This window comes from Chroococcidiopsis sp. CCALA 051 (assembly GCF_003015105.1).
Classification (GTDB): domain Bacteria; phylum Cyanobacteriota; class Cyanobacteriia; order Cyanobacteriales; family Chroococcidiopsidaceae; genus Chroococcidiopsis; species Chroococcidiopsis thermalis.
In genome coordinates, this window is record NZ_PYCI01000079.1 from 1 (window position 1) to 19,784 (window position 19,784).

Annotated in this window: 20 protein-coding genes and 1 tRNA gene; 10 read left to right on the top strand and 11 right to left on the bottom strand. The window is 43.8% G+C overall.

The window, feature by feature from the left end; all coding sequences use genetic code 11:
• Positions 1-49 precede the first annotated feature (49 nt).
• The 8 genes from C7Y66_RS18695 to C7Y66_RS18730 all read right to left on the bottom strand — a co-directional run bounded on the left by C7Y66_RS18695 (position 50) and on the right by C7Y66_RS18730 (position 7,026).
• Entirely contained in the window at positions 50-370 is a 321-nt protein-coding gene (locus C7Y66_RS18695) for a hypothetical protein (RefSeq protein ID WP_015156836.1), read from the bottom strand.
• A gap of 21 nt (positions 371-391) precedes the next feature.
• Positions 392-2,554, bottom strand: a complete 2,163-nt coding sequence (locus C7Y66_RS18700) for a peptidase domain-containing ABC transporter (RefSeq protein ID WP_015156835.1) — start codon at positions 2,552-2,554, stop codon at positions 392-394.
• A gap of 120 nt (positions 2,555-2,674) precedes the next feature.
• Positions 2,675-3,982 (bottom strand): HlyD family secretion protein, encoded by a 1,308-nt coding sequence (locus C7Y66_RS18705; RefSeq protein WP_015156834.1) that lies wholly within the window; start codon positions 3,980-3,982, stop codon positions 2,675-2,677.
• Positions 3,983-4,094: 112 nt separating this feature from the next.
• Positions 4,095-4,319: a hypothetical protein gene (locus tag C7Y66_RS18710; protein ID WP_106546731.1), complete on the bottom strand. Its 225-nt coding sequence runs from the start codon at positions 4,317-4,319 to the stop codon at positions 4,095-4,097.
• Positions 4,320-4,525: 206 nt separating this feature from the next.
• Positions 4,526-4,789 carry a CTB family bacteriocin gene (locus C7Y66_RS18715; RefSeq protein WP_106546732.1) on the bottom strand — a complete coding sequence of 88 codons (264 nt, stop codon included), beginning with the start codon at positions 4,787-4,789 and terminating at the stop codon, positions 4,526-4,528.
• 109 nt (positions 4,790-4,898) lie between these two features.
• The gene (locus C7Y66_RS18720) at positions 4,899-5,159 is read right to left on the bottom strand and encodes a CTB family bacteriocin (protein WP_106546733.1); all 261 of its coding nucleotides are present in this window, start codon (positions 5,157-5,159) and stop codon (positions 4,899-4,901) included.
• Positions 5,160-5,234: 75 nt separating this feature from the next.
• Positions 5,235-5,495 carry a CTB family bacteriocin gene (locus tag C7Y66_RS18725; protein ID WP_106546734.1) on the bottom strand — a complete coding sequence of 87 codons (261 nt, stop codon included), beginning with the start codon at positions 5,493-5,495 and terminating at the stop codon, positions 5,235-5,237.
• A 769-nt stretch (positions 5,496-6,264) separates the two neighbouring features.
• Positions 6,265-7,026: a response regulator transcription factor gene (locus C7Y66_RS18730; protein ID WP_106546735.1), complete on the bottom strand. Its 762-nt coding sequence runs from the start codon at positions 7,024-7,026 to the stop codon at positions 6,265-6,267.
• A 1,118-nt stretch (positions 7,027-8,144) separates the two neighbouring features.
• On the opposite strand from C7Y66_RS18730, the gene C7Y66_RS18740 reads away from it, so the two are divergent.
• Both C7Y66_RS18740 and C7Y66_RS18745 read left to right on the top strand, forming a co-directional pair.
• Positions 8,145-10,115, top strand: a complete 1,971-nt coding sequence (locus tag C7Y66_RS18740) for a serine/threonine-protein kinase (protein WP_106546737.1) — start codon at positions 8,145-8,147, stop codon at positions 10,113-10,115.
• 194 nt (positions 10,116-10,309) lie between these two features.
• On the top strand, positions 10,310-12,031 hold the full coding sequence (locus tag C7Y66_RS18745; protein ID WP_106546738.1) for a hypothetical protein: 1,722 nt from the start codon (positions 10,310-10,312) through the stop codon (positions 12,029-12,031).
• 104 nt (positions 12,032-12,135) lie between these two features.
• Here C7Y66_RS18745 and C7Y66_RS18755 read toward each other — a convergent pair whose 3' ends face one another.
• On the bottom strand, positions 12,136-12,645 hold the full coding sequence (locus C7Y66_RS18755; protein ID WP_370143946.1) for a shikimate kinase: 510 nt from the start codon (positions 12,643-12,645) through the stop codon (positions 12,136-12,138).
• Between the two features lie 229 nt (positions 12,646-12,874).
• Here C7Y66_RS18755 and C7Y66_RS18760 point away from each other — a divergent pair, with 229 nt between their 5' ends.
• The 6 genes from C7Y66_RS18760 (at position 12,875) to C7Y66_RS18785 (ending at position 17,525) form a co-directional block, all read left to right on the top strand.
• A complete protein-coding gene (locus C7Y66_RS18760) occupies positions 12,875-14,350 on the top strand; it encodes a leucyl aminopeptidase (RefSeq protein ID WP_106546740.1) in 1,476 nt (491 codons plus the stop codon).
• 65 nt (positions 14,351-14,415) lie between these two features.
• Positions 14,416-15,300: a prolipoprotein diacylglyceryl transferase gene (gene lgt, locus C7Y66_RS18765; protein ID WP_106546741.1), complete on the top strand. Its 885-nt coding sequence runs from the start codon at positions 14,416-14,418 to the stop codon at positions 15,298-15,300.
• Between the two features lie 161 nt (positions 15,301-15,461).
• Positions 15,462-16,286: a precorrin-4 C(11)-methyltransferase gene (cobM, locus tag C7Y66_RS18770; RefSeq protein WP_106546742.1), complete on the top strand. Its 825-nt coding sequence runs from the start codon at positions 15,462-15,464 to the stop codon at positions 16,284-16,286.
• Positions 16,287-16,425: 139 nt separating this feature from the next.
• Positions 16,426-16,905, top strand: a complete 480-nt coding sequence (locus C7Y66_RS18775) for a flavin reductase family protein (RefSeq protein ID WP_106546743.1) — start codon at positions 16,426-16,428, stop codon at positions 16,903-16,905.
• A gap of 86 nt (positions 16,906-16,991) precedes the next feature.
• Positions 16,992-17,345, top strand: coding sequence for a phenylpyruvate tautomerase MIF-related protein (locus C7Y66_RS18780; protein WP_106546744.1), 354 nt, complete (start codon positions 16,992-16,994; stop codon positions 17,343-17,345).
• Between the two features lie 107 nt (positions 17,346-17,452).
• Positions 17,453-17,525: transfer RNA gene (locus C7Y66_RS18785), tRNA-Arg, on the top strand.
• A gap of 47 nt (positions 17,526-17,572) precedes the next feature.
• On the opposite strand, the gene C7Y66_RS18790 is transcribed toward C7Y66_RS18785, so the two are convergent.
• Positions 17,573-18,586, bottom strand: coding sequence for an NAD(P)-dependent alcohol dehydrogenase (locus C7Y66_RS18790; RefSeq protein ID WP_106546745.1), 1,014 nt, complete (start codon positions 18,584-18,586; stop codon positions 17,573-17,575).
• Between the two features lie 265 nt (positions 18,587-18,851).
• On the opposite strand from C7Y66_RS18790, the gene C7Y66_RS18795 reads away from it, so the two are divergent.
• Both C7Y66_RS18795 and C7Y66_RS31210 read left to right on the top strand, forming a co-directional pair.
• Entirely contained in the window at positions 18,852-19,208 is a 357-nt protein-coding gene (locus tag C7Y66_RS18795; protein ID WP_015156816.1) for a helix-turn-helix domain-containing protein, read from the top strand.
• 95 nt (positions 19,209-19,303) lie between these two features.
• Positions 19,304-19,486 carry a hypothetical protein gene (locus C7Y66_RS31210; protein ID WP_015156815.1) on the top strand — a complete coding sequence of 61 codons (183 nt, stop codon included), beginning with the start codon at positions 19,304-19,306 and terminating at the stop codon, positions 19,484-19,486.
• Positions 19,487-19,518: 32 nt separating this feature from the next.
• Here the strand turns inward: C7Y66_RS31210 and C7Y66_RS18805 are convergent, their stop codons facing one another.
• A complete protein-coding gene (locus C7Y66_RS18805; RefSeq protein ID WP_106546746.1) occupies positions 19,519-19,782 on the bottom strand; it encodes a hypothetical protein in 264 nt (87 codons plus the stop codon).
• Between the last annotated feature and the right edge of the window lie 2 nt (positions 19,783-19,784).

The window sequence follows — 19,784 nt, forward strand, 5'->3', positions numbered from 1 at the left end:
CCAGCCACCAGCCACCAGCCACTTACCCTACTCCCTGTTCCCTAGCTAACTAGCTAAACAGAGACATCAATAAACTAAACATATTCATGCGAGAACGACGCGATCGCCGTCCGCCACCGCCGCCACCGAATAGAGATAGTAGAGGCATCACAAACGTAGTTTGAGACATTTTATAACCAGTTCGGCGAGTCGAAGACGTACCGTCGTTGAAGTTTGTAGTTGCTTCGGCGGAAGTATCAATATCAGTTTGTTGGAAAAATATAGGACCAAACAGATCTTGTAAACTCGCTCCCCCTGCTACTGATTCTTGTTCCCGATCGGATAATTCAACAAATAGCGCTGTATCTTTAATTTCTGTCATCTGAGACATAGCATCCTCCCCATTTCTTCATTAAGGTAAGAAAAATTTCAAATGTTCCCCTGGTGCATGACGCAACTCTGATAGGGGTCCTTGGACGACCAATTTACCTTGATTCATTAACACCACCCACTCTGCGCGATCGACCACGGCAGGACGGTGAGTAATTAAAATTGTGGTTTTGCCTTTACGGGCAGCAAAAAGCCGTTCCAAGACTTCAAATTCGCCGATCGGATCGAGTCCAGATGTCGCTTCATCCAAGATCAGCACGGGTGGGTTGTTTACAATAGCGCGGGCGATCGCCAACCTCTGCCGCTGTCCTCCAGACAAGTTCGCCCCAAATTCTCCTAACACTGTCTGATATTTATTTGGTAGTTGGCTAATAAAGCCATCTGCATTAGCAATTTGACAAGCTTTCACTATTTGTTCAAACTCAAGATGGGGATTACCTAAACGGAAATTATCTAAAATCGAGCGACTCCAAAAGTGGGGTTCTTGAGGAATTAAAACAACTTGCTGACGCAAACAATCGAGCGATAAATCCTGCAAGTTATATAAGCCAATCCGAATATTTCCCGACTGCGGCTCGTACAACCCCGAAATCAGTTTTGATAAAGTACTTTTACCACAACCCGACTGTCCGATCAAAGCAACAATTTTTCCCCCAGGAAGTGTGACTGAAAAATCTTCTAATAAATCTATCCGTCCCGCATGATGAAAACAAATATGCGAACATTCAATGTCAGCATCGGGTAAAATTTTGGCAAATGGTTTATAAGTGTCTCCTACAGATTCTGGCGTAGCATCAATCACTTCTAGCAGGCGAGTGACCGCAGTTTGAGTCCGAAAATATTCATCAGTCAGTCCAATTAAAGAACTAATTAAGCCGATGACGTTTCCCTGCATACTATTGAACGCCAGCATTTGACCGATGCTGAGTTCGTTTTTAATCACTAAAACGCTACCATAACCTAATAGAGCAATGCCCCCAATACTACTAATAAGTTGCGTAAAAGTACTGTTAAGAATACCGAGTTTAATCGTACTAAATGTTAAATTCGCCATTCGTCCAAAACGGCTCTGAAATTCATCCCAGAATTGAGGTGCGGCTGTTGTGGTTTTCATCACCATCGCACCTTTAAATGTTTCTACTAATACACCCTGATTCTCGGCTGATAATATTAAAAGATTACGTGTTTTTTGCTGTAGTGTCGGCAAAAATGGTACAGTAGAAAAAGCCATTACCATCCCTACTAGTAAGACGGTAAGTGTTAGCTTCCAACTATAAAATACCATAAATGCGAAAGAAATTATCGCTATAAAAATTTGACTGGGTAGGTGAGCGACAATTTGCGAAACCAACTGGTTAATTTCACTAATATCTCGCAGACGGCTGGTAATTTCTCCACTACGACGAGATTCAAAATAACTTAAGGGCAAGTGCAAGAGTTTGCGACCGAATTCTAACACCAGTCCTAACTGTAACCGCTGACCGAAATGAGAGATCATGGTTGATTGCAACAGTCCCATCGTGCTGCTAAAAATGTTGGTCACGATCACAGCAGCTACCACCACCGTGAGTAACTGCATATCTCCCCGCACTAGAACATCATCTGTAAGAATTTGAATTAAAATTGGGCTGGCTAAAGAAAGTAAACCTAAAACAATATTGATCCCAAGTGCTTCTAGCAATAGCAGGCGATAAGGCCAAATTCTGCGGAAAAAGCGTGAAAAACCGCCAGAAGATTCTTCTTCTCCCATATTATGGAAGCGGTCTGGATCGGGAACCAGCAACAGCATGATTCCACTCCAAGCTTCCAACAACTCTCGCCGGGTGAGGTAACGAATACCAACTGCGGGATCGGCGACAACAAATTTATTACCTTGCCGTCCAAACAAGACAATCCAGTGGTAGCCTTGCCAGTGAATGATGGCTGGGAGAGGGACTTCATGAATTTTGTCTAAAACCTCACTCGATGCTTTGACCGATCGCGCATTTAATCCTAAAGCTTCAGCACCGCGTTTCAACCCTAACATCGTCGTTCCCAGTTGTCCGGTTCCGACTGCTTCCCGACTGCGGTTGATGCTCAAAACTTTACCGTAATGCTTGCAAATCGTTGCCAAACAAGCCGCCCCGCAATCTTCCTCACTCGCTTGTAAAATCGCTTGATATTTTTTCTTCAGCAGACTAACCATGATAGATGCAGGCAATTCAGTTAACAGTGACCAGTGACCAGTGACCAGTTAGTTTTGACTTTTGACTTTTGCCTTTTGACTTACCAATGACAAATGACAAATGACAAATGACCACTACTTTTAGATACCCGAAAGAATTCTTGCTTTACGTAAAACGAATTGTAATGGAGTCTCTGATTTGGAAATAATGTCTACTGTCCCTTCCATACCAGGTTGCAATCGACACAGGCGATCGCCAGTACCGACAAACCACGTATTCGGCTGAATTGTCACCTCGTATGCGCCTGCTGGAGTCGGGGACTCGCTGGCTGCACCGCTAGCAGTAGGTACGACATCGGGAGCCACGGTTTTGACTACACCCTTAAGCGTGCCGTAGTCGGGGTAGGGACAGGCGGAAACGCGCATCTGTACTTGCTGTCCTGGCTTAATCTTGCTAATCTCTGCGCCTGGGACGTAGGTTTTGATGTCTAAACGCGAGTTGGTGCGGGAAATTTGGGCGATCGCTTGTCCGGTACTAACTACCTGTCCTGGGTTGCGCAACTCTAGTTTCAACACTGTACCATCGGTGGGGGAGAGAATCATGGTCTTGCTCAGTTCTACCCCCATTTGTTGAACTTCTTTAGTGTCGCGGGCAACTTGGTTTTGTAATTCGATTTGGTTACTAACTAAGTTTTTACGTTCTTTTTGTAATGCGGCTACAGTTGCCATACCCCGTGCTTCTTCTTGGGCGATGCGTTCGTTGGCGATCGAGACTGTAGCATTACTGGGGTTGAGATTGGCTTTGGCTTGATTGACTTTTGCCTGCGCCGCTTTATAAGCTTGTTCTTTTTCTTTAACTTGTAATATGGGAATTGCGCCTGTATTGGCTAGTTGACGGTAGCGTTGCATCTCCTCTCGCGCCAGATCTAATGAGGCTTGAGCGACTTGCACTTCTGCGATTGCTGTCTGTTGTTTGGCAAGGTAATCTCTTTGCTGCAGTTGCAATTCTGCCTGAGCGGAAGCAACTGAACGAGTTGATAAATTTGATTCTGCCGCAATTTGACTATCGATGGAACTCAACTGAGATGAAATTTGTCTCAGTTGAGAACGGCTTTGTTGAATGCTGTCAAGTAATTGGTTTCTTCTAGTTAAAATTTGTGAATTATCAACGTAAGCGATCGCATCACCTTTTTTCACCAATTGGTTTTCTTTGACGGTAATGTTTCTGACAACGCCATCGGATGCCGATTGGACAATTTGGACTTCGCCGCGAATTGATGCAGGTGCTTTAACTGTCACGTTGTAGTTGAGCGTAGCAGCCAAGGATACCGCTGCACTGAAGGCAACTACCAGAACTCCGCCGCCAATTGTGACTGTAGGACTAATTGAGGGTAGAAACTCTTCGCTTTCAACTATTCGTAGAGATTCTGGATTGACTTCGCTAACCATGACTGTGAACCTTTAAACTACATCATTTGTCTGAGACGTTGAACGCAAAAGTTAGGTAATTGCGATCGCTACTAAGAAAACTTCTAGTTATCGCTTTTGTGATGAATTGTTGCTAGAAGATATAAAATCTTGACATTGGTTTCAGCAGGAAGGGATGATGAAATGGATCTTTTTTACCATTGTCTGATTCTGTTTGGCGGCTAGTTTCATGTTCCGTAGATTCATTGGTTTCCTTATTGATTACGGTATAGTTGTTAGCGCCGCCAGCTACAGACTCTTGTTGCTCTGTGGTTAATTCTAAAAACAATTCTGGTAATAGATTTTTCGGAAAAGACATAGTTGATTTTCTCCTAGTGTTACAATCTCATTCATTTCGTCATAATAAAAAAACTTCCAGAGACTTCATACCTTGGGTTGTTCTCATTTATGCACTGAGCTAGGCAAACCAAGCGCAATGAAAACGGTAGTGGAAGCTCTGGAGTTGTTTAGCGGATAGTCTGTACTACTGATTTATCTATCCATCACCGTAATCTTTCTCAGCGATTACTTGGCAGTAAAGTACTTGAAAGCGTCAGTCTCAAAGCTTTGGTTAGCATTCAAGTATTCTTGGTCAACATAGCTACCTTGACGAGTCGAGGCGATTCCTACTTTCAGATGTTGCACGGATTTCGTTTCTTTCAAGCTGGTTCCCAGAGCATCATAGATGGAATTGTCACCATAGCCGTCCCAAGAATAACCACCTGCGACTAATTGTTGTTGCTCGTCAGATAGTTCGACAAATAATTCGGTATTGGTTTCGTTAATCATTGTGAGTAATCTCCTGAAGTTGTTTGAGTGACTTAATTTAGATTTTGCTGGGAGGTAATTCTCTCGTTGGAGTTGAGAGAATTACACCTTATGAGTTCAGTTAGTCTAACTACTTAGCTGTGAAATACTTGAAAGCGTCAGTTTCAAACTTGTGGTTGGCATTCAAGTAATCTTGCTCAACGTAGCTACCGTCGCGAGTCGAGGCAATTCCTACTTTAAGATGTTGCACGGATTTGTTTTCTTTCAAGCTGGTTCCCAAAGCATCATAAATAGAATTGTCACCATAGCCGTCCCAAGAATAACCACCTGCGACTAATTGTTGTTGCTCGTCAGATAGTTCGACAAATAATTCGGTGTTTTCGTTAATCATTGTGAGTAATCTCCTGAAGTTGTTTGTGTGAGTTAATGTGTTGTACGTTTGCGATCCGAGAATTATGCAGCTCAGTTATTTAGCTGTGAAATATTTGAAAGCGTCAGTTTCAAAGCTTTGGTTGGCATTCAAGTAATCTTGGTCAACATAGCTACCGTTGCGAGTCGAAGCAATTCCTACTTTGAGTTGTTGCACGGATTTGTTTTCTTTCAAGCTGGTTCCCAAAGCATCATAGATGGAATTGTCACCATAGCCGTCCCAAGAATAACCACCTGCGACTAATTGTTGTTGTTCGTCAGATAGTTCGACAAATAATTCGGTGTTTTCGTTAATCATTGTAAGTAGTCTCCTGAAGTTGTTTGTGTGACTTAATTTGTTGTACGTTTGGAATTCGAGAATTATGCACTTAAAGTTTAGTTCGTTTTAGTTTTAATCTTTAAAATACCTAAAAGCTTTCTCATCAACAAAATGATTTAAGCTTGGTATTTTTAACCAATAAAATAACTTTTAAAGTTACTTTATTGACGTTCAGATTTACCGACCGTTTTTTATACAGATTCGGTTTAGAGAACATCTTTTAGTGCTGAGAGAACGCTGTAAGAGTAACTACCAGCTTTAGTTGTTGTTTCTCGTTATTTAATCCTACAGTTAGTTCAGATTTGATTTCGGAAACCCTGTTTGAAAAAATTCTGTTTTCTCTTGCTCAGGCTATTATTCGTCATCTACTAATAATCTATAAAAAGATTCAGATTATTTGTACGACAAAGTTACCCAAAGCAATGGGTGAGTTCACTAGGTATATACCCGTTTTAAAACAGTAGATATGCTATCTATTTTTAGAGGTTATGATATTAAAAAAGCCAAGTCAAGTACTAGGATATAATAGGTTTCTATGGAAACATATTATCCTTAGCACCAAACTTGGATGGCAGATAATAAATATTCTATTTTTGTTGTCTTTAGTAGAAGGCGGTTTAACTAAAAGAAATTTCTGTTGAGCAAGTAAATGGGGAGGAATATAAAAAACTACAATTAAATATTGCTAAGACACCATAGATAGAAAAAGAACATACTGTTTGATGCAATCGCAATTTTTACGAGTGTCTTACGAAACTAAATGGTTTTCCATCGCAAAGCGCAACAATTCAACCCGATTGCTAGTTCCCGTTTTACCTAACAAATTGCTCACGTATTTCTCTATCGTGCGCGGACTGAGAAATAGATTGGTAGCAATTTGAGAATTAGATAGTCCCTGCGCCAGAAATTTGAGTACAGCCTGTTCTCTGTCGGTGAAATTAATGCGAGATTTAGTAGCTGCAATTGTTGCTTGGATTTGGGAATGCAATTGGTGACGTAAGGTTTCAGTTGGCGATGAAATTGGTGTTGGAACACTGAGAAGATTGTAGTCGAAAGTATCTGTAGAGACGGGTAGCCTACCTGTATTTTGTGCGCGATCGCGCAGGCGCAATTCCCATTGCATCAGTTGAGATATCAGCTGCGATCGCTCCAGCAGATTGCGAACGACAGCATGTAACTCATCTAATTCAAACGGTTTAGGTAAGTATGCATCGCCTCCCATTTGATAGCCGCGAATGCGTTCTTCCGTTTCCGTGCGTCCGGTCAAAAATACGACAGGCAATAACCGAAATGCCGGACGCTGACGCACCCATCGAATCAGTTCGTATCCATTCATCTGCGGCATCATAATATCGGTAATCACTAAATGAGGTTGATATTCCTCAATAATTCTCAGCGCTTCTTTTCCATGTTCTGCCGTGACTACTGAGTAACCGATTTGCTCCAATGCATAGCTGGTAGAAACACGAATCGACGGCTCATCATCAACCACGAGAATTAGTAACGACATAGGACGCAAACATTTCCTAATAACTTGTGAAGGCTCGATTTGAGCTATATGCGCTGACCTACTAACCAAATGTTATATATAGATACGCTGCAATTTTAGATTTGATGCATGGCGATCGCTTGTAGGTTTCCAGCAGAGAAAGCATATCTGGCTCAGTTAAACTTTACAAAAAACAACAATTTTTGTCCGCAGTAAACAAAATTTTTTTCTAGGCTGATGCATTGTATGTATAACTACAAATTCAACTTGAGTGATAAAGATTACGGAAAAAGTGCATACTTCTAAGTAAATTTGTTGCCAGCACCCAAGACTAACAGCAAATTGCATAAAAGTAGCAAGATTACCCATAGCAAATGTTGCAGAGATGCAAGCAAAAGCTACAGAATGCTCTGCCTTAAGTGGTAAACCTAACTTCCTCAGAGTTTGGTTAAAGTCGGGAACCGTGCTTAATTTTTTTTAGCTTTGTTTTGTTTAAATCGATATTGTAATGCTGCTTAGCATTGCAAATAGGCTGTAGTTAGCACCCTTTGCTATCTGTCTGCAAGGTAGACAGCGTCACAGTTATCTTTCTCGTGTTTTTGTATAGCGAGTTTTGCGCCTCGATGATGCCAAGATCGAGAAGCAAAGAAGAAATTTTCTTACATCACTAATTTAAGTATTTTCCCAGCCAAAGTGTCAAAACCAGCCGTAGTCTTTATTAAATCTTTACTGAAACTAAACATAAGCTTAACTCCAGATTAACCGAAAGTAGCAGTAAATGTCGTAACAAAATTTCATTATTTTGCAGAGTTCGACTTAGTAAAGTTTTCTAGTTAGTAAAGTTTTCTAGCAAAACCATTCTTGCCGATCCGTTGCCGATGCTAAGTATAAGACAACTACAGCAGGGATAACTTGAACTAGTACAGCCAAGATAGCAAAGATAGACCAGATGTTAGCGTGCATGGGGTTTCTCCTACTGCGCAATGCTTGTTACATGTTACTTAGGTTGCCCTCAGTTAGTTTATGCAGCGATTCGACCAGCAGTAGAGACGTTACATGTAATGTCTCTATACTGACAACTGATAACTGACAACCGAACGTGGTATGTTAGAACTAAAACTGAAAATCAACAACTTCCGATGGCAGCAATCTTGTTAAAAAATCGTTACCGAGTGCTGCGAGAACTAGCAAATGGGAGGTTTGGGAAGACTTTTTTAGCAGAAGACACTCAGATGCCTTCTGGTAAGAAATGTATCATTAAGCAGCTCAAACCGATCGAAAACAGTCCCCAGGTCGATCGAATAATCAGAGAAAAATTTCAGCGTGAAGCCGCAACTTTAGAAACGCTAGGCGATATCAATAGTCAAATCCCTCGTTTGTATGCCTATTTTATAGAGGCTGGAGAATTTTATTTAGTTCAAGAGTGGATTCAAGGTCAAACTCTGAGCGATCGCGTCCAGCAAGTAGGACTGTTTAGCGAACGAGAAGTTAAAGAAATACTATTAGATATACTGCCAGTTCTGCAATACATTCACAGTCAAGGTATTATTCACCGCGATCTAAAACCAGACAATATTATTTGGCGATCGCGAGATAGCAAACCCGTCCTAGTTGATTTTGGCACGATTAAGGAAATCATGGGAACGACGGTAACGGCTTCCGGTCGTGCCACAAGTTCGATTGTGGTAGGTACGCCAGGATTTATTCCCAACGAACAAGCAGCGGGAAAACCTTTATTTGCTAGCGATTTGTATGCTTTAGGCTTGACGGCAATTTATTTACTCACAGGTAAGATGCCGCAAGAACTGAAAACTAACCCTTTGACGGGTGAGATCCACTGGCGACAGCAAACATTAAATGTGAGTCCAAAATTTGCGGCGATTTTAGATAAAACAATACAACCATCCGCCCGCGATCGCTACATGAATGCGCCTGCTATGTTAGCAGCTTTGCAGCAGCTCGACACTCATACTGTTCCACCGAAAGCTAGTGCGCCGCAAACGCCAGCGAGTGCAACTCCACCGACTCCTGCTTCACCAAGAGTTAGTGCGCCACAAGCACCACCGACTGCAACTCCACCAAATCCTACTCCACCGAGAGTTAGTGCGCCACAAGCACCACCGACTGCAACTCCACCAAATCCTACTCCACCGACTCCTGCTTCACCGAGAGTTAGTGCGCCACAAACGCCAGCGACTACAACTCCACCGACTCCTGCTTCACAGACAATTATTCCAGAATCCTCTCCTCCGCCACCAACGGCAGTTTCTACGCCTCCCAAGCAAGTAGAGAGAAAAGAAATTCAGACAGGCGTTACTTCAGGTAAAGCTAACCGTGAAAAAGCTAAAACCTCTGCTACTAATAAACTAGTCACTTTGGCAAAAGCTGCTTTAATTCTTTGCGGTAGCTTAGTAGCTCTAGCCGTGTTATTTGTGGCAATTAGCTATGTAACAAGACCAAAAACGAATTCTATCAATAATGACTCTCCTACAGCGATCGCAGAGCAAAACGGCAAACCGAGTGAATTGAATTCCTCGTCAACAACTAACAATCAGCCAAATGGTGTTTCTCCGCAGCCAGCATCGACAACATCAAACTTGAACGAGCAAGTGAAAATCGGTCGGCTAAAAACTTATACTTACAATACCAATCTGTTTTCCATAGACGTACCGGAAAACTGGCAGCGTCGCGATCGCAGTACGACAGGTGAAGCAATTGTTAGCTGGTACGATCCGACAAATAATGCAGCTATTGTAGTTGATGTCTTTACTAGAGAAGCATTTCAGCAAAAAGGTCAAATTCCCCAAGCAAGATTGAGCCGATTTTTAGCCAGAGCAGCCCAACAACAGTATCGTGCCAATCCTGATTTTCAGTTAGCTGCCACCGAACCAGCGAGTGGTGGTTGGCTGCAAGTTCATTGGAGTTATGCAGTGACCAACCTGCAAGGTAAAAAAAGCAAAATGTTGGGCTACGGTTTTGTCAAACAAGACGATGACAAAATTTCTTACATTCACTTCATCGTTCCTGAGACACAATATCCGCAATTGCGATCGCAGCTTGGTAAAGTTACCTCCAGTTATAGCGTCAACTCCACAGCGCCATTACCTTAAGTTCAACCTGGGTGCATTTATCGCAATTTTCAATTGAATGAGGTACACGTATTTGTAGGGGCGCACAGCCGTGCGCCCCCACAGATGTATTGCTTCTGTATATTTTTGTTTCTCCTATTCTGAAATTTTCTGGAAGACCACGTGTAGGTATAACACATAACAGAATTTCACGAATTTCAATTTTTGGAGAACATATGTCTTTCGTCTCTAAACGCCTCACGCTATTTATTTGGGCGCTATTAATAACGTTAGGACTAGCTGTCACTCAGTCTGCACCATTGAAATTAGCAGTGGCAAAAGAATCGAACCGCGATCGCGCTCCGTCTAACCCTCATGCGATGCACCTTGCTCAAGCAACATCATCTCAACCCGCTGCAACGCTGTTTGACGATCTTGGTAATCTCCACCACCCTATTTCAACGAATTCAAAACTCGCTCAACGCTACTTCGACCAAGGTTTAACCTTAGCATATGGGTTCAATCATGCAGAAGCAGCCCGTTCCTTCCAAGAAGCTGCTAAACTCGATCCTGAATGTGCGATCTGCTACTGGGGTGTTGCCCTCGTCCTTGGACCCAACATCAACGCACCGATGGAACCAGAAGCAGTGTCTGAAGCTTGGCGATCGCTCCAGCAAGCACTTAAGCTGAGTAAAAATGCTAGTGACAAAGAAAAGGCTTACATTCAAGCATTAGCAAAACGTTACCCATCGCAGCCAGTTGACGACCGCAAGTCATTCGATCTTGCCTATGCTAACGCCATGCGAGAAGTTGCCCAACGCTACCCAGACGATCCAGATGCAGCAACTTTGTTTGCTGAATCTTTAATGGACACAACTCCCTGGGATTACTGGGAGGAAGATGGCACGCTTAAACCAACAGGTAAAGAAATTATCGCCACCTTAGAGTCAATTCTACAAGAACATCCCAACCATCCTGGTGCTAACCATCTCTACATTCATGCCGTAGAGAAAGAACGTCCCGATTTGGGAGTTGCGTCTGCCGATCGCCTGATGCAACTGGTTCCCAATTCCGGTCACTTAGTACACATGGCATCGCACATCTATATTCGTGTAGGCAGATATCACGATGCCGTACTGTCCAATCAACGCGGGATTGCTGCTGACAACGCTTACGCGGCTCGGAACCAGGTAGAGGGGATTTATCCGTTGGCTTATATGCCCCACAACCATCATTTTCTCTGGTTCGCCGCCTTAATGACTGGACAGAGTAAAGTCGCAACCCAGGCAGCACTTCGCACAGCTAAAGTAGATGCAAAACTCATGCGGCAGCCCGATTTTGCTGGAGCCTTGCAACACTTCTATACGATTCCCACGTACACCTATATTCGGTTTGGGCAATGGAATCGGATTCTCTCAACCTCTGCACCCGCAAAAGATCTGAAATATCCTTCGGGAGTTTGGCACTACGCACGCGGACGCGCTTTTGCTGCCAAAGGTCAGATAAAACCAGCAATGCGGGAATTAAAAAAACTACAAGCGATCGCCGCGATTCCAGCCTTGCAAGACATCAAAATTTGGGGCTTTAACTCAACGGCAAGTATTTTAAATCTTGCTTCCCAAGTGCTAGCAGGTGAAATTGCAGCACAACAGAAAAATTACCAACAGGCGATCGCACACTTGCAAACAGCGGTCAAGCTAGAAGATGCTCTCGTCTATACCGAGCCTGCTGACTGGTCTCAACCTGCACGGCAATCGCTAGGAGGTATTTTACTCAAAGCACGTCGCTTCGCCCAAGCAGAACAAGCCTATCGAGATGACTTGAATATTTATCCCGAAAACGGCTGGTCTCTCTATGGGTTAATGCAAAGCCTTAAAGCACAGAACAAGCAAGCGGAAGCTCAAGTCGTCCAAAAGCAGTTCGAGCAAGCTTGGCAGTATGCTGACAGTTATCAGTGATTCAGTTATCAGTGAAGAGTGGTAGTTGGTAGTTGGTAGTTGCTCCCTTGTCCTCCTTGTCCCCCTTGTCCTCCTTGTCCCCCTTGTCCTCCTTTCCCGACTCCTTACTCCCGACTGCCGACTCCCGCTTTCAACACTGAAGGAATTGCTTCTAATACCTGTGCTGCGATCGCATTTGGAGTATCTTCGGGATGGGGGGTGATGTGCAAATCAGCTTCAGCGTAGAGCGATCGCCTCTCATTGAGGAGCGCTCGCAGTTTTCCAATTGGATCGGGATCTTGTAGTAAAGGTCTAGTATTATCTTCTGCTAAGCGGCTGTAGAGTTGTTCGACCGGCACATCCAGCCAAACAATTAAGCCATAATGCAAATAACTCCAGTTTTCTCGCCGCAGTACTATTCCGCCACCAGTAGAAATGGCGAGACGAGTGTAAGCACAAACTTCTGATAAGACTTTAGTTTCTATTTGCCGAAACGTTGTTTCTCCCTCTTCAGCAAAGATTTGGTTAATAGATTTTTGTGTCAGTTGTTCGATGACTGCATCCGTATCGACAAACCCGTAACCGAGTTGAGCTGCTAGTATTTGTCCTATTGTCGTCTTGCCCGCACCCATCATTCCCACCAGGTACAGGTTAATTCCCTTAAGTAAGTCGCTGTCTCCCACTCGATCTGAATTTAACTCATGACTTTTATCATTTTAATGGTAATGGGTAATGGGTAGTTGGTAGTTGGTAGTTGGTAGTTGCTTCCTTGTCCCCCTTGTCCCCCTTGTCTTTCTTCCCTGCTCCCTACTCCCTTTTTTACGCAATACTGGAACAAGAAGCTAAAAAGCGGAACGCAGAGTAATGGAAATTCGAGCGATTGATACACCACTTTTAGACTGGGCTGGAGATGCTCTTGCCCTTGGTTTATTTGAGGATGCTGTAGAATTGACAGGCGAACTGGCAGAGCTGGATGGAAAATTTGCTGGGGCGATCGCGGAACTAATCGCAGATACGGAGTTTAAGGCGAAAGAAGGTAGTACGGCGGTGACGCGGGTTGGCGGTGGTAGCGCCGTCCGCAAAGTCATATTGGTAGGACTGGGTAAGCCAGAAGGACTAAAAATAGATAGCTGGCGTAAAGCAGCTGCGGCAGTGGCGCGGTTAGCGAAAAAGGAACGTTGTAAAACTGTAGGAATTAGCTTTCCGGCGTGGAATAACGATCCGACTGCAACGGCTCAAGCTTTGGCTGAGGGAATTCAACTGGCTTTATTTCAAGATAATCGGTTTAAGTCAGAACCGGAAGAGAAACCACCAACTGTAGAGCGAGTTGACTTACTAGGGTTAGGCAGTCAAGATGATGCCGTTACCCGTGCCAGTCAGATCGCTTCGGGTGTAATTTTAGCGCGGGAATTGGTGGCTGCTCCAGCTAATGCCGTAACACCAGTAACAATGGCAGAAACAGCACAGGCGATCGCCTCCGAACACGGATTGGCGGTTGAAATTCTCGAACGGGAAGATTGTGAAAAGTTAGGTATGGGCGCGTTTTTAGGTGTTGCCCAAGCTTCGGAGTTGCCTCCCAAATTCATCCACTTGACCTACAAACCCGATGGTACGCCTAAGCGCAAGCTGGCGATTATTGGTAAGGGCTTAACCTTCGATTCTGGCGGCTTGAATATTAAGGGCGCTGGCAGCGGGATTGAAACGATGAAAATGGATATGGGTGGTGCTGCGGCGACTCTAGGGGCAGCTAAAGCGATCGCGCAACTGAAGCCCGATGTAGAAGTGCATTTTATCAGCGCTGCTACTGAGAACATGATCAGCGGTCGTGCCATGCACCCTGGCGATATTCTCAAAGCCTCAAATGGCAAGACGATTGAAGTGAATAACACCGATGCTGAAGGACGGTTGACTTTAGCAGATGCGCTGGTGTTTGCTGAAAAATTAGGCGTAGATGCGATCGTTGACTTAGCTACTTTAACTGGTGCTTGCATTGTCGCCTTGGGAGATGAGATCGCGGGATTATTTACTCCCCACGATGCTTTAGCTCATGAAATCCAAACTGCTGCTGAGATTGCAGGCGAAAAGTTTTGGCGGCTACCTATGGAAGAAAAATATTTTGAGGGTTTGAAGTCTGGGATTGCCGATATGAAGAATACGGGTCCCCGTGCTGGTGGTTCGATTACCGCTGCCCTATTTCTCAAACAATTTGTTAAAGAAACTCCTTGGGTGCATTTGGATGTAGCTGGTCCTGTCTGGACGGACAAGGAAAATGGCTATAACAACGCTGGAGCAACAGGTTTTGGCGTGCGAACTCTGGTAAATTGGGTGTTGACTAACTAGATGTAAGATAAATTCCGTAGCCTGTGCTGTTGCACAGGCAAAACACCCTCAAACATATAATCCCAATGCTACCTGCGATTCCCGATTTGCCTTTGGCATGGCAATTTGCTTCTCCTGGACCAATTCTGGTACAAATTGGTTCTTTGACACTCCGATGGTATGGTCTGCTGATTGCCTCGGCTGTATTAATTGGAGTTACTCTATCGCAATATTTGGCTAAACGCCGTCACGTTAACCCCGATATTATTGGCGATGTAGCGATTTGGTTAGTCGTGGGAGCGATCCCTGCTGCCCGCTTGTACTATGTATTATTTGAGTGGTCGAACTATGCTAACAATCCAGGTAAGATCTTTGCGATCTGGGAGGGTGGAATTGCCATTCATGGTGCAATCATAGGTGGAGTTATCGCAACTTTAATCTTTTGTCGGTTACGCAAGATTTCTTTTTGGCAAGTAGCCGATCTGATTGCTCCTTCGCTGATTTTAGGACAGGCGATCGGACGGTGGGGAAATTTTTTCAATTCTGAAGCCTTTGGTAGCCCTACAAATTTACCTTGGAAACTCTATATTCCTCCTAGCAACCGTCCGCCTGGATACGGAAATTTTGAATACTTTCATCCTACGTTTCTCTACGAATCGTTATGGAATTTAATGGTATTCGGGATCTTAATGTATTTGTTTTTCCGCAGCTTACGAGGATTGCGTTTGAAGACTGGCACGCTATTTTTAACCTACATGGTGGCTTATAGCTTAGGGCGCTTTTGGATTGAAGGATTGCGTACCGATAGTTTAATGCTAGGACCGTTGCGGATGGCTCAAATGGTGAGTCTAGTGGGAGTTGGCATCGGGTTATTAGGGCTTGCTTGGTTATATATTTATCGTCGTTCATTACCAGATGTTGCGCCTCCAGTTACAGCACCAGAACCAAGGATAGAAGTCTCCAAGCGCTGAATCTTAAGAAAAAAAAGCCCTAAGGGCTGAATTTAGGGCTTACTTATGATGCAGCATCTACCAATAGGTATCTTCATCGTGAAGTGACTCGACTTCGGAAAAGAATGTGAAAATTTGGAGAAAATCTTAAATCTGCGATTATAAGCAGCTCTCGATCGCCTATGTCTAATACTTCTGAATCTACTATCGAGTTAAATCGCAAATCAATTCCTACCCTCGCCCCAGGAGTATACATTGTAGGGGCAGGACCAGGCGATCCAGAACTTTTGACCGTTAAAGCCCAAAAGCTTTTAATGCAGGGAGATGTCATTCTTTATGCCGACTCCCTCGTACCGCGACAAATCTTAAAAATGTGCCGTCCAGAAGCAGAAATTATCCATACGGCAAATAAAACTTTAGAGGATATTCTACCCGTGATGGTGGCAAGGGTGCGATCGCATAAATCTGTGATCCGCCTGCAATCTGGAGATCCGAGTCTCTACAGCGCCATCCACGAACAAATACAAGCCCTTGCCGCCGCTGAAATTCCCTTTGAAGTCGTTCCTGGGATCAGTGCCTTTCAAGCCGCTGCTGCCAAGCTCAACGTTGAATTAACCGTCCCTGGACTCGTACAGACAATAATTCTCTGCCGTATCAGCGGACGCACGCAAGTTCCAGAAAGAGAAGAATTGTCATCCCTCGCCGCCCATCAAGCTAGTCTTTGCCTCTACCTCGCCGCCCGTCATGTAGAATCGGCACAAAGCCAATTATTGGCACACTATCCGTCAGAAACTCCCGTAGCAATTTGTTTTCGCTTGGGTTGGGAAGATGAAAGAATTTGTGTCACCACCCTTGACAAAATGGCAGAGACTACTCACAAAGAAAACCTAATTCGTACTACTCTTTACGTTATCAGTCCTGCACTAGGAGAAGTCACGGCAAGATCTCGCCTCTACCATCCCGAACATACCCACCTGTTTCGCCCTCAGCAAAAACTCAATCCATAATTACGGTCACTGATAACTGATAATTGGGTAGAGACGTTACATGTAACGTCTCTACACTAATAACTGATAACTGATAACTGTCCCCTGCGGTTCGATAAGATTTACTTAGTGAAGTAAAAATAACTGAGGGGAACGCGCCTTGCTAGACGAACAAGCCAAGAAAACCATGTTGCGGAAGATTCCGCACGGACTTTATGTATGTGGTGTGAAAGATGGAGAAGACGTGAATGGCTTCACTGCTAGCTGGATCATGCAAGCTTCTTTCAAACCACCTTTAATAGTCAATTGTGTCAAGCAAGACTCCAAATCCCACGAAATGATTAGAACCAGTGGGGTATTTGCTATCAGTTTTCTCGATGCCGAACAAAAAGACATTGCCCAAAAATTCTTTCAACCCCAACGACGAGTAGGCAACAAATTCGACGATATTGAGTTTTATCTCGGTGAAACTGGGTGTCCGATCTTGACTGACTCTTTAGGCTATGTCGAGTGTCAAGTTGTTGGCGCGGTGGAAAAAGGCGACCATACAGTTTATGTTGGCGAAGTCATCGCTGCTGGCGTTCACCGTGAAGGAGACGCGCTGCGCTTGGAGACAACTGGCTGGCAATATGGAGGCTAGAAAGAGGACAAGGGAGACAAGGGAGACAAGGGAGACAAGGAAGCTATTCTAGTCACCAGCCACCAGCCACTAGTCACTTACTAACTATGCCATTAATTAAAGTCCAAACTTCGATCGCGACTCCTGCTGAATCTGACGTGGAAGCGTTGCTGAAAAGCCTATCTTCCATGTTGGCAAAACATACAGGTAAACCAGAATCATACGTAATGACGGCGTTTGAACCTGGTGTACCGATGACTTTTGCTGGAACGTTAGATCCAGTTTGCTATGTAGAAGTAAAAAGCGTTGGCACAATGAAGCCAGAGCAAACTAAGGCAATGAGTCAAGACTTTTGCCAGCAGATTAACCAGGCGCTGGGTGTAGACAAAAATCGCATCTACATTGAATTTAATGACGCGAAAGGTTACATGTGGGGCTGGAACAGCTCAACTTTTGGATAGTCATCCACAATTGACCAATTTTTTGATAGGATATGTAAGCTCACTTCTAATGTAAGTGCAGCTTACTTTTTGTTAGGGTGGCAATATTCTGCTTTGACGTGGTTTCTGGACCCTTAGTTCAGTGGATAGAACAACCGATTTCTAATCGGTAAGTCAGAGGTTCGAGTCCTCTAGGGTCCGTTAAGAAAATTCGGAATTCGGAATTCGGAATTGAGGGAAACTATGAATTATAGGCGGATGACGATTTTGCCGAAGTGCGTGCCACTTTCGAGGTAGGCTAGTGCTGCCCTGGCTTCGTGGAATGGAAAGACCCGATCTATAATCGGTTTCATTTGATGTAGGCTAATACTCCGATTCATGTCTTCAAATAAATCGCGAGAGCCTACATAAATACCTTGGACTCGGATATGTTTGAACAGGATTGAACCAGTGCTGACATCTCCTGCAATACCTGTAAGCACGCCAATCATCGCTACCTTACCGCCATAGCGCACGGCACGAAGGGATTTTGACAGCGTTCCCGATCCCCCAACTTCTACAACTAGATCTACACCTCTACCATCGGTCAATTTCTCAACTTTTTCATCCCAGTCGGACGTAGTTTTGTAATTAATTCCTACATCTGCGCCTAGCTGGATAGCACGGTCTAATTTGTCATCGCTACTGCTAGTTAGAATAACTCGTGCGCCCATCATTTTTGCGAATTGCAAGCCAAACAGCGATACGCCACCTGTTCCTTGTAGCAGCACGGTATCACCTGCTTTAAGTTGTCCCTCTACTATCATTGCATTCCAAGCTGTAACAGCAGCACAAGGTAAAGTTGTAGCTTCTTCATAAGATAGGTGTGCGGGAATTTTGACAACTCCCTGTTCGTCAAAGACAACGTACTCTGCTAATACACCATCGATCGCACCACCAAGAGCAGAATTCGCTTTTTCTGGTGTTAATTCCCCTGAAATAAATGATTGCATGAAAATGCCTGCAACGCGATCGCCTACCTTCACTCGCGTCACACCTTCTCCCACAGCGACAACTTCCCCCGCACCATCAGAAAGCGGCACTATTACTTTGAGAGATTTGGGATCGTAAGCTCCTTTTGCAACTAGTAAATCTCGGTAATTGAGGGATGCAGCTTTCATTTTTACCAAAACTTGTTTAGCTTTGGGTTGCGGTTGCGGGCGTTCTACTAAAGTTAAAGCATCCAAACCTGGCTTATCGTTTTGAATTTCGTATGCTTTCATAAATGTCTCCAATTAGTTGACAGACAGCACAAAATTGTAGATCGAGACGACCTCAATCATTGGTTGAAACGCGACAAATAACTAACAGCAAGCTGAAATGAAAGTGCGACTTTACTTCTAATTGCACTTCGTTTAAATAGCTACACTTCAAAAACTATACTTTGAGTTTCTAGGCTAAATTAAAAATTGACAAGTACGCACAATTTTGTGAAGTAGTATCAAACTTGTGCAGTAGTATCAAAAATTATCCTATCCGAGGCATTCTATGCAAAGCAGACAATACGATTACCGCTACAGTTGCTCTGTAGAAGCAACATTAGATGTGATTGGTGGTCGATGGAAAGGCGTGATCCTATTTCATTTAATGGAGGGAACGAAGCGATTCAACGAACTCCAGCGTCTAGTACAAGGCTGCACTCAAAGAATGTTGACTTTGCAGTTACGCGAATTAGAAAAAGATGGTGTGGTTAAGCGTACCGTTTATGCTGAAGTGCCACCAAAAGTAGAATATTCTTTAACCGAATTCGGTCGCAGTTTAGAACCAATTTTACTGATGATGCGCGATTGGGGCGATCGCTATGTGAGTCAGTTGGTAGAGCAAAAGTCAAAAGTCAAAAGCTAAAAGTCAAAAAGTAAGGGCTAGTACTTACTTGCAGTCAGCAAATACAAACGTTACAATTTATACCACGTTACTGACTCTAAAAAACTACAAAAGTCATGGCATTTAATAATCAACACTACTATACTTTTACTGCATTGCTACAGCTTTGGGGGCTTCCATCACAACTAGTTGAGCCTATTAGCCGTCAACTCGCCAACATAGACAATACTCAGCAAGATGAATTGATTCAACTGTTCGCTGTTGAGTTACAAAAAAAACAAAGCCCTAGTGAGAAGTAGGGTGGGCAATGCCCACCCCACTCAAGTACGATTTAGGAAACAAAACCAAAGATTTTGGCAAACCCTCCTAAAATTGCCAGTACTAATCCAATTACCACTCCTCGGTTGATGAATTCCTCGGTGTCAACCCACTTGACAATACCGTCTATTTTTTCATCCAAAACCCAAATTTCGCCTTTGAGTTCTGCTTCCACTCTGACTAGATTGGTTTTGATATCGCTAACATCTTCGGAAATCTTGTCAACTTTGGTTTCTAACCTAGTCAAGATTTCTTTGAGATCGAACTCTATATTCACAA